The sequence below is a fragment of the Aequorivita aurantiaca genome, from assembly GCF_030410135.1.
GTDB classification, from domain to species: Bacteria; Bacteroidota; Bacteroidia; order Flavobacteriales; family Flavobacteriaceae; genus Aequorivita; species Aequorivita aurantiaca.
In genome coordinates this window covers 1-14,726 of sequence record NZ_JAUGQQ010000001.1, presented here as the reverse complement: position 1 = coordinate 14,726, position 14,726 = coordinate 1, and the positions used below count along the sequence as shown (strand labels likewise).

At 37.3% G+C, this 14,726-nt stretch carries 19 protein-coding genes; 7 read left to right on the top strand and 12 right to left on the bottom strand.

Annotated elements, in window-relative coordinates; translation table 11 throughout:
* Positions 1-35: 35 nt before the first annotated feature.
* Both QRD02_RS00095 and QRD02_RS00090 read right to left on the bottom strand, forming a co-directional pair.
* The gene (locus tag QRD02_RS00095) at positions 36-1,163 is read right to left on the bottom strand and encodes a glycosyltransferase family 2 protein (RefSeq protein WP_290252854.1); all 1,128 of its coding nucleotides are present in this window, start codon (positions 1,161-1,163) and stop codon (positions 36-38) included.
* The gene (locus QRD02_RS00090) at positions 1,160-2,116 is read right to left on the bottom strand and encodes a lysylphosphatidylglycerol synthase domain-containing protein (RefSeq protein ID WP_290252853.1); all 957 of its coding nucleotides are present in this window, start codon (positions 2,114-2,116) and stop codon (positions 1,160-1,162) included. The genes QRD02_RS00095 and QRD02_RS00090 overlap by 4 nt, the downstream gene beginning before the upstream one ends.
* A gap of 44 nt (positions 2,117-2,160) precedes the next feature.
* Here QRD02_RS00090 and ruvC point away from each other — a divergent pair, with 44 nt between their 5' ends.
* The 7 genes from ruvC to QRD02_RS00055 all read left to right on the top strand — a co-directional run bounded on the left by ruvC (position 2,161) and on the right by QRD02_RS00055 (position 8,248).
* Positions 2,161-2,721, top strand: a complete 561-nt coding sequence (gene ruvC, locus QRD02_RS00085) for a crossover junction endodeoxyribonuclease RuvC (RefSeq protein WP_290252852.1) — start codon at positions 2,161-2,163, stop codon at positions 2,719-2,721.
* Between the two features lies 1 nt (position 2,722).
* Positions 2,723-3,853, top strand: a complete 1,131-nt coding sequence (hemW, locus tag QRD02_RS00080) for a radical SAM family heme chaperone HemW (protein ID WP_290252851.1) — start codon at positions 2,723-2,725, stop codon at positions 3,851-3,853.
* Entirely contained in the window at positions 3,853-4,605 is a 753-nt protein-coding gene (locus QRD02_RS00075; RefSeq protein WP_290252850.1) for a cyclase family protein, read from the top strand. Before hemW ends, QRD02_RS00075 begins: the two co-directional genes overlap by 1 nt.
* Positions 4,602-4,955, top strand: coding sequence for a DUF4260 domain-containing protein (locus QRD02_RS00070; protein WP_290252849.1), 354 nt, complete (start codon positions 4,602-4,604; stop codon positions 4,953-4,955). The genes QRD02_RS00075 and QRD02_RS00070 overlap by 4 nt, the downstream gene beginning before the upstream one ends.
* A 3-nt stretch (positions 4,956-4,958) precedes the next feature.
* Positions 4,959-5,318: an MmcQ/YjbR family DNA-binding protein gene (locus QRD02_RS00065; RefSeq protein WP_290252848.1), complete on the top strand. Its 360-nt coding sequence runs from the start codon at positions 4,959-4,961 to the stop codon at positions 5,316-5,318.
* A gap of 16 nt (positions 5,319-5,334) precedes the next feature.
* Positions 5,335-7,107 (top strand): MutS-related protein, encoded by a 1,773-nt coding sequence (locus QRD02_RS00060; protein ID WP_290252847.1) that lies wholly within the window; start codon positions 5,335-5,337, stop codon positions 7,105-7,107.
* Positions 7,108-7,252: 145 nt separating this feature from the next.
* On the top strand, positions 7,253-8,248 hold the full coding sequence (locus QRD02_RS00055; protein ID WP_290252846.1) for a metal-dependent hydrolase: 996 nt from the start codon (positions 7,253-7,255) through the stop codon (positions 8,246-8,248).
* Here the strand turns inward: QRD02_RS00055 and QRD02_RS00050 are convergent.
* The 10 genes from QRD02_RS00050 to QRD02_RS00005 form a co-directional block, all read right to left on the bottom strand.
* Positions 8,245-8,670: a YybH family protein gene (locus QRD02_RS00050; RefSeq protein WP_290252845.1), complete on the bottom strand. Its 426-nt coding sequence runs from the start codon at positions 8,668-8,670 to the stop codon at positions 8,245-8,247. The genes QRD02_RS00055 and QRD02_RS00050 overlap by 4 nt on opposite strands.
* A gap of 41 nt (positions 8,671-8,711) precedes the next feature.
* Positions 8,712-9,419: a peptidoglycan DD-metalloendopeptidase family protein gene (locus QRD02_RS00045; protein WP_290252844.1), complete on the bottom strand. Its 708-nt coding sequence runs from the start codon at positions 9,417-9,419 to the stop codon at positions 8,712-8,714.
* A gap of 95 nt (positions 9,420-9,514) precedes the next feature.
* Entirely contained in the window at positions 9,515-10,615 is a 1,101-nt protein-coding gene (locus QRD02_RS00040) for a DUF4407 domain-containing protein (protein ID WP_290252843.1), read from the bottom strand.
* Between the two features lie 242 nt (positions 10,616-10,857).
* Positions 10,858-11,403: a hypothetical protein gene (locus tag QRD02_RS00035; RefSeq protein WP_290252842.1), complete on the bottom strand. Its 546-nt coding sequence runs from the start codon at positions 11,401-11,403 to the stop codon at positions 10,858-10,860.
* Positions 11,404-11,693: 290 nt separating this feature from the next.
* A complete protein-coding gene (locus tag QRD02_RS00030) occupies positions 11,694-12,098 on the bottom strand; it encodes a hypothetical protein (RefSeq protein WP_290252841.1) in 405 nt (134 codons plus the stop codon).
* Positions 12,099-12,152: 54 nt separating this feature from the next.
* Entirely contained in the window at positions 12,153-12,446 is a 294-nt protein-coding gene (locus QRD02_RS00025) for a hypothetical protein (RefSeq protein ID WP_290252840.1), read from the bottom strand.
* 167 nt (positions 12,447-12,613) lie between these two features.
* The gene (locus QRD02_RS00020; protein ID WP_290252839.1) at positions 12,614-12,907 is read right to left on the bottom strand and encodes a hypothetical protein; all 294 of its coding nucleotides are present in this window, start codon (positions 12,905-12,907) and stop codon (positions 12,614-12,616) included.
* Between the two features lie 3 nt (positions 12,908-12,910).
* A complete protein-coding gene (locus QRD02_RS00015) occupies positions 12,911-13,423 on the bottom strand; it encodes a hypothetical protein (RefSeq protein ID WP_290252838.1) in 513 nt (170 codons plus the stop codon).
* 99 nt (positions 13,424-13,522) lie between these two features.
* Positions 13,523-13,873 carry a hypothetical protein gene (locus QRD02_RS00010; RefSeq protein WP_290252837.1) on the bottom strand — a complete coding sequence of 117 codons (351 nt, stop codon included), beginning with the start codon at positions 13,871-13,873 and terminating at the stop codon, positions 13,523-13,525.
* A gap of 385 nt (positions 13,874-14,258) precedes the next feature.
* Complete coding sequence (locus QRD02_RS00005; protein ID WP_290252836.1) at positions 14,259-14,687, bottom strand: hypothetical protein; 429 nt, start codon at positions 14,685-14,687, stop codon at positions 14,259-14,261.
* Positions 14,688-14,726 lie beyond the last annotated feature (39 nt).

The following is a 14,726-nucleotide window of genomic DNA, read 5'->3' as shown; positions in this document are numbered from 1 at the left end:
TTTAGGTAAGGCTAAGGTAAAAAATTTAATCAATATTACTGTTTTTCAAAGCTGCGCCCTTTCCACGAATAGGTTCCGTACACACTTCCAAAAACGGTGATAAAAACCACCGCAGAATAAGTGAAACTTTGCAAATGAAATTTCCAAAACGATATTTTTTTATTGAAAAACATTCCGGATTGCTTCACAAAAATAAAATCGGAGATCAGTTTTAAATAGAAAAGAAAAAAGTAAAATCCCCAATTTCCGGGTTCGAAAACTATAAGAACGGGTGTTGCTAAAAGGGAGACGTTGACTAAAAAAATTAAAATTCCCAATAAAATTGAAGCGGGATTTTTTTGCTTTGAAGTTTTCGAGGCCCATCGAATTCGCTGATTTATAACATTTTTCCAGTTTTTTTGAGGCTTGGTGGAAACAATAGCTTCCTGCGATTTTAAAACCATCACTTTGCCTGGAAATGTTTTCTGCATTTTTTCCAATAAAAAAATATCATCCCCGCTGGCAATATGCCCATTCCCTAAAAACCCATCCACCTCTTTAAAAGCTTTTTTGCGGTAAGCCAAATTCGCCCCATTGCAGAGCAGTGGCAGTTTTACACCGAAACTGCCCACCGTCAAAGCCTGCAAACTAAAGCCATCCAATTGCTGAAAAGTCTGGATGTAACTCCCATCCGACTCATAAATTACCGGCCCACAAACCATAGTGGGATTATTTTTTTGAATGAACAAATCAAGGGTGGTCAACCAATTTTCTGAAAGTTTACAATCGGCATCAGTGGTCACAATCCATTCAAATTTGGAATTTTGGATTGCTTCGGTAATTGCGTCCTTTTTTGGCGACTTGGAAAAACGTTTATTTTGAATAAGCTTTATTGTGAATCTGGTTTTTTTCATCGCCTCAATAATAATGGCTTCGGAATTGTCTTCGGAAGCATCGTTCACCAAAATAATCTCAAAAAGCATTGCTGGATATTGGATATTTTCAATGCTTTCCAAAAGATGTGGAAGATTTTCCGCTTCATTTCTGAACGGAATTACAACGGTGAATCGAGTTTCGGGAATTAAGTCTTTCGAAGAAAAATTAGTCACTCTCGTGCATCCATAAACCAACCCCATTATACATAAGAAGTAGACAAAAAACAGGATGAAAAAAGGTAAAATCATTTTGTGGCCGGTTGATACGTTAGTACGTAAATGCTTCCAAAAATTGCTGGCAGCACAAAATTTAATAGCCATGTGGCAAGCACTGTCGATACAATGGTGAGTTCCGGCACCCCCAAAAAGGAAAAAAGCCAAACTGCCACCCCTCCGCGAATTACTACATCAAAAATAAAAAAAGTGGGGATTACCGATACGAAAAAGTACATCGCAAAAATCGTAACAATACCTTCAGAAAATTTGATATCTGCCCCAAAAAAAACTAAAAGCCCATAAAACATACCGCTGAAAATAAAATAACGAATGGCGGAGAATACGAGTGCTCTCAGTTTTATTTGGAACGGAATTTCTCTAAAAAATTCCACTGCTTTAGAAATCGAAAATCCTTTCAACAATAATTCCTTTTCCTTGAAATAATAGCCAACAGCGAATAATAAAATAACTCCAATCCCTAAATAACATATTGTTTTCACGGAATAGTCCACGCTAAAATTTCGCATAAAATATAGTAAGCCCCCAAGTCCAAAAACACTGGTGATCAGCATTTGTGAGCTACTGGAAATGAGGTTCAATAATAATATTTTCCGTCTTTTGGCAGGTGCAAAATATATGGCCTTTGCGCCGTATTCACCAATCCTGTTGGGAGTTGCCAATGAAACCGTTAAGGAGGCCAAGCATTGTTTCATGGCCGTGGCAAAGGTTATTTTATGAACAACTGAAACCAAATTTTGCCATTTCAATATTTCAAAAAACCAATTTCCGGCGGCCAATATTGTAAAGAGCAAAAGCAAATAACCCGAAATAGTAGCTTTCGCGCTTAAAACGGTAATAAAATCACCCAGGCTAACTGATGCTCCGAAAGTGATTTTATAAAAAATATATCCAAAAGTTACGGCAAGCACCGAAACTTTCGCACTAACCAGCAGATATTGTTTAGTTTTGTGAGAAATGGAAATCATCGGGCTAAAATACAAATTCCCGCGAAGGCGGGAATCTCATTATTATGGAAACCAAATCTGAAAAAATCATTTTAGGCATTGACCCCGGAACTACAATTATGGGGTTTGGTTTGATAAAAGTGGTAGGGAAAAAGATGACGTTTATGCAATTGAATGAACTTCATTTAAAAAAATACGAAGATCATTATTTAAAATTAAAACTCATTTTTGAACGAACTATCGAATTGATTGACACCCATAATCCGGACGAAATTGCAATTGAAGCCCCATTTTTTGGAAAAAATGTACAATCAATGTTGAAGCTGGGCAGGGCGCAAGGTGTAGCAATGGCGGCGGGACTTTCGCGACAAATTCCCATTACGGAATATTCCCCAAAAAAGATTAAAATGGCGATTACCGGCAACGGAAACGCCAGCAAGGAACAGGTTGCAAAAATGCTTCAAAGCCAACTTCAATTAAAGGAACTCCCAAAAAACTTGGATAGTACGGATGGTTTGGCGGCTGCGGTTTGTCATTTTTACAATTCCGGCAAAGTCGAGGTTGGTAAAAGTTATACGGGTTGGGCGGCCTTCGTCAAACAAAACGAGGGGCGAATAGATAAATAGGATGGCTGGCTTATACATTCATATTCCATTTTGCAAACAGGCGTGCCATTATTGCGATTTTCATTTTTCCACTTCATTGACGAAAAAAGCAGAATTGGTTAATGCGCTTTGCAAAGAATTAGTTCTTCGGAAAGATGAATTGAAAGATGAAGTTGAGACTATTTATTTTGGAGGTGGAACTCCGAGCTTGCTTTCTTCGGGAGAATTAAATCAAATTTTTGAAACGATTTATTCCAATTATAAAATTTCCGAATACCCCGAAATCACCCTCGAAGCAAACCCCGATGATCTTTCGAATTCACAAATTCACAAATTCACAAATTCACGAATTAACCGTTTAAGCATCGGAATCCAATCCTTTTTCGAAGAAGACCTAAAACTGATGAACCGCGCCCACAACGCTTCCGAAGCTTTGGAATGTATTATTGAAGCAAAGAGATATTTCGAAAATATCAGCATCGACCTTATTTACGGAATTCCCGGAATGAGTAATGAACGCTGGAAAAAAAATCTTGAAATCGCTTTAAATTTGGACGTTCCACATCTTTCCTGTTACGCTTTAACGGTAGAAACGAAAACAGCTTTAAAAAAATTCATCGAAAAAGGAATCGTGCCGCCGGTTGATGAAGAATCCGCCCAACAGCATTATGAAATTTTGCTTTCCGAAACGGAAAAAGCCGGTTATGAAAATTATGAGTTTTCAAATTTTGGAAAACCAAGTTTCTATTCGCGCAACAATACTGCTTATTGGGAAGGTAAACCTTATTTGGGAATTGGCCCTTCTGCGCATAGTTATAACGGAAAATCTCGAAGCTGGAATGTTGCAAATAATACAAAATATATTAAAAGTATTGAAGCAGGATTACTCCCTTCGGAAATGGAAATTCTTTCAATTGAAGACAAATACAATGAATATATAATGACGGGTTTGCGAACTAAAAAAGGGATTTCGTTGGAAAAAATTGAAAGTGAATTTGGTACTAATTATTCAGAATATCTTTTGAAGCAAGCCGAAAATCATTTGCAAAATGAACTTTTAATCCTTGAAAACCAAACCTTGAAAATCTCAAAAAAAGGAAAGTTTTTAAGCGATGGGATTGCGAGCGATTTATTCTTGGTAAATTTGGATTGATGAAAGCTACCATTCAAATTAATAATCAATATATCGAAGTTGACTTTTCCAAACCTTTGGATATTTCAATCCCATTGCAGGCTTCGGCGAAAAACCCCTTGGCTTGGTATCAAAACGCACCCGCTATTGAACCCGTAAAAATGGGCGATTGGACCGGAAAAGTTTCGGAAGGCGCTTCGGTTAATTTCAATAATGTTTTTTTCAATCCGCACGCACACGGAACGCACACCGAATGTTTGGGTCATATTTCGGAAGAGTGTTATTCGGTAAACGACGCGCTAAAAACCTTTTTCTTTTTGGCTGAAGTAATTTCAGTGCAACCAGAAAGTGTTGGTGAAGATGAAATCATTTCCAAAGAAAGTATTGTAAAAGCATTAAACGGAAAAACACCCGAAGCAATAATAATAAGAACACTTCCGAACAATTCAGAAAAAAAATCCAAACATTGGTCTGACACAAATTGGCCATTTCTTCATGAAAATGCAGCGTTGTTTTTACGGGAAATCGGCGTAAAACATTTGTTGATTGACCTGCCATCGGTTGACAAGGAAAGGGACGAAGGCAAACTATTGGCGCACAAAGCATTTTGGAATTATCCCGAAAATCCGCGCCATTATTGCACCATAACTGAATTGATTTATGTTCCAGATTCCATTGCAGATGGAAGTTATTTGTTGAATTTACAGATTGCTTCTTTTCACAATGACGCTTCGCCCAGCAAACCAGTGCTGTATAAAATAGAAAACCTATGAAAACAACATTAAAAATGGAAGAATTGGCGCAATTCATTTTTGGGATTTTCATGTTTTCGCAATTGGATTTTGCGTGGTGGTGGTTTCCGGCATTGCTGCTTTTGCCGGATATTGGAATGGTTGGCTATTTAATAAATGCAAAAATCGGGGCGCTCATTTATAATATTTTTCACCATAAAGCAATTGCGATTGTCATTGGTTTAATTGGATTTTATTCCAACAATCAGATCTTAATTTTAATAGGAATAATTTTGTTTTCCCACGCATCGTTCGACAGAATTTTCGGTTACGGTTTGAAATATCCGGACAGTTTTAAGAATACCCATTTGGGAAAAATCGGTAATAATTAAGCTATGAATATAGAAGAATTCAGGGATTACTGTCTTTCAAAAAGAGGTGTCGAGGAAACTTTTCCTTTTGATGAGAAAACACTTGTCTTTAAAGTTATGGGCAAAATGTTTGCACTTACGGGTTTGGAATATAATCCTGCGCAAGCCAATCTTAAATGCGATCCCGAACGTTCCATTGAGCTGCGGGAAGAATACGACGGATTGATCAGGCCAGGCTATCATATGAGCAAAGTGCATTGGAATACGGTGGAACTTGAAAGAAACATCCCCCACAAATTGCTTTTGGATTTGATTGACCATTCCTATGATTTGGTTGTAAAAAGCCTCACCAAAAAACTGCAAGCGGAACTTGCTTCTCTTTAAAATCTTAAAAAATTAAATGAACCATCCTTCCAATTTTTATACAAAACAGATTGAAATCCATTCCGGGGAATGGCAAAAAATAACGCAAAAACTCACTGTTTCAAGCGTCATTCGCCTTGTGGTTTTTTTACTTGCCTGTTTTGGAATTTACTTTTTCTTCGGAAATACACAAATTGTACTAACCATTATAGCGCTCGCCATTATAACCTTCATTTATTTGGTGACCAAACACAGCGGTTTGCAATATGAACGCGATTTAAAAAATGCTTTGATTTCCCAAAATGAAACCGAATTGCAGGTTTTGGAAAGAATTTTTCACCACTTGCCTTCCGGCGAAAAATATAAGGATGCGCAACATTATTATAGTCAGGATATTGATCTTTTTGGCCGTGGTTCTTTCTTTCAATATTTGAATAGGACGGCGTTGGAAAGTGGTTCCGATTTTTTGGCAAAACTTTTCACGGAAAACAAAATTAATTCCATTCCAAAAAAGCAAAAAGCTATTTCTGAACTTTCAGAAATGCCCCAGTGGCGCCAGCAATTTTCAGGCATTGCATCTTTGGTAAAAACAGAGGTTTCTGCCACCGAAGTTACCGATTGGTTAAAGGATTATAAAACTTTTGTCCCAAAATGGATAATACCTGTTTCGTTTATTTTTTCAATCGTTTCCGTGGCTGTGATTGTAGCGAATTATTTCGATTTGGTTTCCGGGTATGCCATCGCCGGTTGGTTCTTTTTGGGGCTTGCAATCTCTGGGCGGTATTTGAAAAAAGTAAATGATCTTTCTTCCCACACTTCAAAAATACAGAGCACGTTTGAGCAGTTTCACAAACTTATTTTGGAAATTGAAAATCAGGAATTTTCTTCGGAATTGCTTTCGGAAAAAAGAAGTTTAGTAGTAAATGTGGATAAGAAAGCGTCTGCAATTCTGAAGAAATTCGCAAAACATTTGGATGCTTTGGACCAACGCAACAATATGTTTATCGGTGCGATCACAAATGGATTTATGTTGCGTGATTTGCGCCAAAGTTATGATATAGAAAAATGGATTGAAGCCCATAAAATAAGCGTTCCCGTATGGTTTGAGGCAATTACTTTTTTTGATGCTTACAACAGTTTGGGCAATTTCGTTTTTAACCATCCCAATTATGTTTTTCCAAAAATAACCGATGCCATTCCAGTTCTAAAAGTGAAAGGTGCGGGGCATCCGTTGTTAAAGGAGTCGACTATGATTCTTAACGATATTCAAATAAATTCCGAAGAGTTTTTTATTATCACCGGGGCGAATATGGCGGGGAAAAGTACTTTTTTACGAACCGTTTCTCTTCAAATTGTAATGGGAAATCTCGGACTTCCCGTTTGTGCCGAAAGTGCTGAATATAACCCAATAAAACTCATTACAAGTATGCGTACCACCGATAGTTTGACCGATGACGAATCCTACTTTTTCAGTGAATTGAAGCGTTTGAAATTTATTGTGGACGAAATAAAAACCGACAGGTATTTCATAATTCTCGACGAAATTTTAAAAGGAACAAACAGCACAGACAAAGCCATCGGTTCTCGAAAATTTGTTGAAAAGCTTGTCGCCAGCAATTCCACGGGAATTATTGCCACACACGATTTAAGCCTTTGCGCCGCCGCGGAGGAATTGCCCGAAGTAAAAAACTATTTCTTCGACGCACGCATTGAAAACGACGAACTTTTTTTCGATTATAGGTTTAAACCGGGAATTTGCCAAAATATGAATGCCTCTTTTCTGCTGAAAAAAATGCAGATTGTTGATTAATAGCCCCACGGCCCCTAAATCCCCGAAGGGGACTTTCCCTGGGGAATTTAAAAAAGTCAATTTAAAACCAATGAGTAAACTAGTATTTCAAACAGATTTAAAAACAATTAAAAATTCCCCCTTCGGGGGTTAGGGGGCCGGGCTTATGGATTCAGTAACGCAAATAGTTTTGGGAGCCGCCGTGGGCGAAGCGGTTTTAGGGAAAAAAATCGGAAACAAAGCCATGGTTTTGGGTGCCATTGCCGGAACGATTCCAGATTTGGATGTTCTCGCAAGTAATTTCACCGATACCGTAACCGCTTTGGAAATGCACAGAGGCTTTACCCATTCCATTGTGTTTGCGGTAGTTTTCGGACTGTTTTTTGGATGGTTGCTTTCGCTTTGGGACCGGCGTGCGAAATTGAAGGAATGGTGTCTATTTTGGTTTCTTTGTTTTGTAACGCATCCGTTGCTCGATGCGCATACTACTTGGGGTACACAACTCTTTTGGCCTTCGGAAATTCGCTTGGAATACAAAAATATATTTGTAATTGACCCACTTTATACCCTGCCATTTTTGGTGTTTGTTATTTTGGCAATGTTTCAAAAAAGGACAAGCCCCAAAAGAAGAAAATATAACAATCTGGGGTTGATAATAAGTACATCATATTTGGCGCTAACCTTGGTTTTAAAGGGAATCGCATTCCTAAAATTCGAAAATGCGCTGGAAGCACAGAATATTTCCTATATAGAATTGGATACCAAACCCAGTCCTTTAAATACAATTTTGTGGACGGCAAATGTTGAAACCGAGGATGCTTTTTTGATAGGGGATTATTCATTTTTCGATTCAAAACCGATACAATTTTATCCGCACCCAAAAAACCATTCGGCGCTCGGTTCCTTGGCGGAAGAAAATAAAGTACAGCGGCTTATAAAAATCACTAAAGGTTGGTACACAATTTCGGAACGGGAGGGGGAAATTTATCTAAACGACCTTCGCTTCGGAATGATAAGCGTAGATCCAAAAGCAGATAAATATGCCTTCAGTTATTTGATTCAAAAGGAAGGGGATGAAATAGAAATCTCTGAAAATCCCAAAACTTCCGGCGATGCGAAAAAATTACTTTCAGATTTGTGGGAACGGATAAAGGGAAATTAACAGCTTAAATCTGCAATTACTTTCCATTCCCCGTCAATTTTTCGGAAGATAATTAGGAAAACACCATTTGCATTTCCCGCATCCCGAACCAAATGGAATTGCCCCATCATATAATAGGCACCTTCCTCAATTTTGGTAATCGCATCAATTGTAAAGGAAAGATTTCCCGTTTCCGCTTTTGTTGGATAGCCTTTTTTGTAGTTGTCCAACGTATTTTGCCAGCCGTTTGTAAGGCCACCTTTACCATAAAATTTTAGGGAATCGCTTTTTTCGTAACCTTGCATAAATGTTTCCAAATCGCCATTGTTCCAGGCGTCTTGTTGCATTTTCAGTGTTGCCCGAATTGCTTTTCTGTCTTCGGCTTCGGTTTGGGCGATGGTGGTTAAGGAAAGAAATAGGAAGAATACGAATAGCTTTTTCATGGTTGGGTGGTTTAATTTCGAACTAAGATAGACTGTTTTTTCTAAAAATCTTCAACAAATAATAGACTGGGGTTTGGACAAATAGTTTTCCATTTTTCAATTTCTGAAGGAAACGCCACACCGGGAAAGTTTTCAGTGTTTCCGAGTAAATCCAAAATAATTTGAAAATGAAGATGTGGTGCCCAATTGCCATTTTCTTCGGGTTCGCCTATAAAACCTATACGTTCCCCAGCTTTTATTTGATTTCCTTTTTTATGAAGTGCCAAACTCTCTCGGGAAAGATGGCCATACAAGGTGTAAAATAACTGGCCATTGTAACTGTGTTCCAAGACCAATGTCGGGCCGTAATCTTTTGGAAAATTATTGTCTTCCAAAATGACAATCTTCCCATCAAATGGCGTGTGAACGGGCGTTTGCGCAGGAACCCAAAAATCGGTTCCCAAATGGATGTTTCTATATTCCGAGCTATTTGGTGTTATTCTTTTATAAGCTTCGGTGGTGTAAAACATCCGTCGTTCCAAATAGCCGTTTGCCAAAAGCGCATTGGGGTTTTTCTTTTGGATTTCAGAAATAAAATCACCCAATTCCACAACGGTGTCGTAATTGGAATCGGGTGAAAGTTCTGTGCTCATATCTATTTTCAAAACTTCTGAAAAGGAAGTTTTTGGAAACAGATTATGTAGTGAAACGGTATGGTTTCGGGCGAAATTTTTAAATTCTTCCGAAGAAGTGAAATTGGTCGAGAGCATCTTTTTAATTATTCCGAAAAATAAGAAAAATCCAACCCTTCATTCAAAAAGAGTATTTAAATTATTCAATAATTAAACAAATTCAATATTCAAACTTAGAGAACGCTTTTCTGTTTTTTATAAAAAGCATCCGCTTGCATTTGCATCAGTTCGCGGGCTTTTTTGCGTTTGTAATCATACAATTCCTGTTCTTCGGCAATGTCGGCATACACGCGGTTATTGATGTCGCGATCGGTTGTTACCAGCACATCGCGTTGGGTTCTTTGTTGCGTTACCCACGATTTTAATGCGCTTTCCTGTTCTTCAAGTTTTAAATCGTAAGCTCCCTTTGGCGACAATAATTTGGCAAGAATGGGTGAAGTTTCAATTGCCAAAAACAATAAAAAGATAAAAAGTGATGGCAATAGCGGTAATTTATTCAATGCATTTACGCGCGCCATCAAGCCATCAAATCCGTCAATTATTGGCTGCGTTTCGGTTACCTTCGTTTTGTATTCGCTGGCTAGGGTTGCAATTTTAGCTTCTGCAGCGGTTATTTTTTCTGCGTTGGTTTTCTTCAAATCTGCCAACGCTATAAGTTCGGCGTCGTGTTTGTCGCGCTTTTCTTTATAAACCGGCCCTTTTCCTAATTTTTGTGTTCCCGCGGTTCCTTCCGCTTCTGAAATGTAAGTACTGTAAAGTGCGTTTACTTCGGCTTCTTTATCGGTTACCTCCTTTTTTAACCCTGTAATTTCGGTTTCCAAAGCGGTTACCGATGGCGTGTATTGCAGCGCCAACTGGTCTTTGTTGGCGAGAGTCATTTCATTTTTTTCGGTAAGCAATACTTGGTTGATTTCTTTTTCGAAAATTTTCATTTCCAAGGGTTTGGAAATTACTATTGCAATAATAATTGCCAAAACAATCCGCGGCGATGCTTGCAGCAGCTCGTCAAAAAAACTGTCGCGTTTTTTGATGGTGGAAACGATGAATCTATCCAAATTAAAAATCAGTAATCCCCAAATAATTCCGAAGAAAATGGCAGAGTAATAATTGTCGAAAACCGTGTAAAGCGCATAGGCGCCCGCAATGGTTGCCATAACGGCGGTAAAGAAAACCGTGGCGCCAATGCCGGCATATTTGGTGCGCTCGCCGGGGGAACATTCGTCAAGGATGGCGGTATCTGCGCCGGAACAGAAGATGAAAAAACGTTGTAGCATAGGATTTTTTTAGATTGATGAGCCTATATAACGCTGGTTTTGTGAATAATGTATAAAGAGTAATGAATAATGGTTATGAAAGAGGGATATGAGGGAGGAATGATTTTTTTTCCTCTTGGCTCTTGGTTTTATTTTGTGTGGGTATGCACGAGCGGGACGCTCGCGCTAGCGGGGTGTTTAATTTTAATTGAAATGCTGCTAGAGCTAATTGAAGTGAGCCGATTAAAATACTAAAGTCCATATTATCCCCAAATGTTTGGATTCGTTAAAATGTTTGCTAGAATATTAGAAGCTACATCACTTCCAAAAGTTTTTATTTTTTCAATTATCTTTACCTTTTTCACAGATTTTGGCTCATCAGCTTTCATTAGTTCGTTCACTTCACTTAATTGTGAAATCGTTAACTCATCTTCAAGTGCGGAAATTAAAAGGGTAATATTTATGGTTTGATTTTGGTTCTGAGATAGATTAATAGTTATTTCAGACTTTTCAGAATTAACCTTTTCTGGTTCGCCAAAAATCTCAAGTTCAGTTATACACGCTTCTAGAATGTCTTTACCTTGTTTTTTGCAAGAAGTCATATTGTCCCAAAAATGTGTCTTGCCACTAAAACCACCACCGCCTCTACTAAATTTAATTTTATCTATTGATGTAATTCCTTGATAGTTAGTATTAAATATTCTACCTAAGATAATAATTGTCGAACTTTTCCAAGCATCAAGATTAAAATTATTTTCGTCGAGTTTCTCAATCTGTTTTTTTAAAAGTTCTATCTGCTTATCAATCATAATATTCTTTTTTTAGCTGCTGCACAACGGATTTGTATATGAATAGAAGGGCGCAAAAAACGTACTAACCATTCGATTTTACACAAGCCGATTTTTTAAATTTTAATAATTATTTTGCTTTTAGGAATTTGTCAAATTTAAAAATTTGGCGACTTCCTAAAAATGCCCGAACCTCCGTGTTAGCAATGGATCGCGCTATTTTTTATATACGTTGTTGCCACAGTTTTTATTCAACAGTATTATATAAAATGAATTAATTAATTTATCTTTTTTTATTCAAATTCTATTCATTAATTTAAATTATTCTTTAATTGGTTTAATTCATATTCTAATCTTGATATGTGATTTGATTGTTCTAATATTTTCTGCTCTTTCTCTTTTTTCTCAATCAATATTTTTTCAATCTTATGTACAATTAAAAAGTATATTACAAAAAAGCCTGTAATAATCACAATTTGCTCTAAATAATTTTGATTTGATAAAAAATCAAAAGTGCCTTTAAGAAAAATAAAGAATACTAATACCATTAAACCAAAAAGTAAAGGAATTGTCAATATTAAAACAAAGAGAATAATTAAAAATTTTTCTGAGTTTCCCAATGATTTTTTATCCCAATTAATTTTATTATACCCAGTTTTAATAATTAAGAAAATAATAATCAACACTATTGCTTTTGAAATTAGTATATAATCCATTCGAAAATTATTGAAATTATAGCTTACAATTTGTTTTGCTTTTTACTTGTAATTCTAAATTAGAAAGGACTTGAATAGCTTAATATCCTTTGATGTCAGAAATACACTTAATCTTGCTTGGTGGATAGCAACAATATCAAAATCTAAATTTTTATTGTCTAATAGCTTATTTTCAAGAATATCATCGCTTTCCATAAGAATATGCCAATCAATTGTTATTTTATTTTGTTTAATATACTTTAATGGTAAAATGAAAAATTTGTGAATAATAAATCCTCCTTCCATTTCTGAATTGTTTTCAAACGGTTTGAGTTTGTCATATAATTCTTTAGCTTCTTGTAATTTCATATATTTTTAAATTGAGGGCAACGTTTGGTATAACCGCAGTTACGGGATGATATGCGTTAATTTTTAGTTTGTCACTGACTTTAGCAATTACGCGTGGATTGGAACGCAGTCGAATCCGCCGTAATTGCGGTTATATATTGTTGTGCAACGTTTTTATTTTTCTTTAACTAAAAACAATTAAACCAATTGAATCTATCACAGACAAATTTGACAGCATCTTCTTCCTTTTTAAATATTTCAAAAGTATCGAAAGCAGAGTTTGACGAAGCATTTTCTTGTGCAATAACAAAGTATTCATTACTATCAAAATCAACTGTAATATGAACATTATATTCTTTCCCATCCATTCTTGAAGTTACGTTATTGTGGCAGGAGCCTGTATTACAAGTTATACAATCTTCGTTTGGAACGAACGTTAGTCCAAAATCTGCAAATGTTTTTGGTGTTTTATTTTCTGACATTATTTATTGGTTTTTAAATTTTGAGGAATCTATTCTTATTGGCGCAGTTGTTTTTAATTCTAATTGATTCAACTGATTCTCTTGCTTATTTAACTTGTCTTTTAATTCTTGTAATTCTTTATCAGATTGTAATTTTAAATTCTCAAACTTTAAAGACAAAGAAAGTATTGCAACTATCAGGGCTAAAATTGGTATTATAGTTTGTACAAGAAATTTAATGAATTCCTTTCTCCGTTCATAAATCCGTTCTCTATATTTTTTATTAGCAAATGCAGTCATTCCCTTTTCTTTTGCGAAAAGTCCTACAATCTCGTAAGCATTATGATATCCAATTTCATCAGAAGTATATAGGTCAGAGGTAATTAATTGTAGCTCATCTTCGTTACAATTAAGTTCATACAAGATGCGTTCAAATGAAACGCCAAGAGCATTGTATTCAGCCTTATTTAAGTCCAAATCATTAGCTTGCTTGCTTAATATTCCAAGAAGTTTATGTCTTTTTGCGTCTATGTTCATTTTAATGTTGCACAACATGCGCATATACGCATATTTTTAAATGTTATTACCGCTACCCCGCAAAAGCACACAACCAGCAGCCTCCTCCAAATATAAAATTTATTTCCGTACCACCGCCATAAGCGTCTCCACCTTAGTCGTCAGCACCTTATTTTCCTCCTCCAGTGCGGCAATGCGCTGCTGCAGGGGCAGGGTTTGGTCTGGGGCGTTGGTGGTAAAGTCCGGTGGCAGTTGGGCGGCCAGGTCCAGAAAAAAGTTGTGCTTTATGGTAATGCATAACTGCCACAAGGTATGTGTGCGCATGCTTTCGGCTTTTTGGTATTCATATACGGTACTATAGCTCTTTTGCAAATGACGGGCCAGCGCGCCCCGGCGTAATCGCTGTTTTCGGAAATGGTTTTTTAGCATGTTTCCTATATGGGGCGGTGTTAAGATGGTTTTTTCACTCATTTTTTTGTGTTTTAATTGGTTTAGGCCGATAGTTCATCGGGTTAAGGCGAAGATTCAACGGTTTAAGGCGTAATTTCAATGGTTTAAGGCGTAATTTCAATGGTTTAAGGCGTAACTTCATCGGGTTAAGGCGTAACTTCAACGGTTTAAAACAAAGGTTCAACGGTTTAAGGCGTAACTTCAACGCCTTAGGGCGTAACTTCATCGGTTTAAGGCGTAACTTCATCGGTTTAAGCCGAAGGTTCAACGCCTTAAGCCGTTACTTTTTTTTAGAATAAGGAACCAAAAAAGCGGGCAACAATGCCCGCTTTTCAACCAATGTGGATTTAGATTTCCATTTCTGGATCAGCGTTTTGATTACCGCCATTCCTTGCAAACCGAGGCTTCAGCCTGTCATAGCTCGCCTGTGCGCCCGGCACGCCGCTGCGAGCCAAAACATCATACATGCCATAGGCTGCCGTGGCAAGGCCATAGCCCTCGTGCCCCGCCAGACGCCGGATGTCCTCCACCCTCTGGCTAAGGTCAGCCGGCTTAAGATGCTCTCCGTTTGTTCAAATAGACTGAGGTCATTCGCCAGAAATTCCTTGTTGTAGGTGCCGTTCACCGCGGCCATTGGGTTGGTGTTCATCTCGTCCAGCACCTCTTCGGCAAAAACCTTGTTATCCACATTTATGGAATTCAATTCCCTGCGTTGCTCATCTGTGAGCGTTGCGGTGGGCAGGGCGGACTCTACGGTGGTTAGGGCCTCCATAATTTCAGTAATTGCCAGCTCCGCAAGAACCTGGTTCAGCAAATTTTGATTCGTGTTGCTCATAATGTAAAATTTAAGTGGTTTATAGTGTGACAATTATGG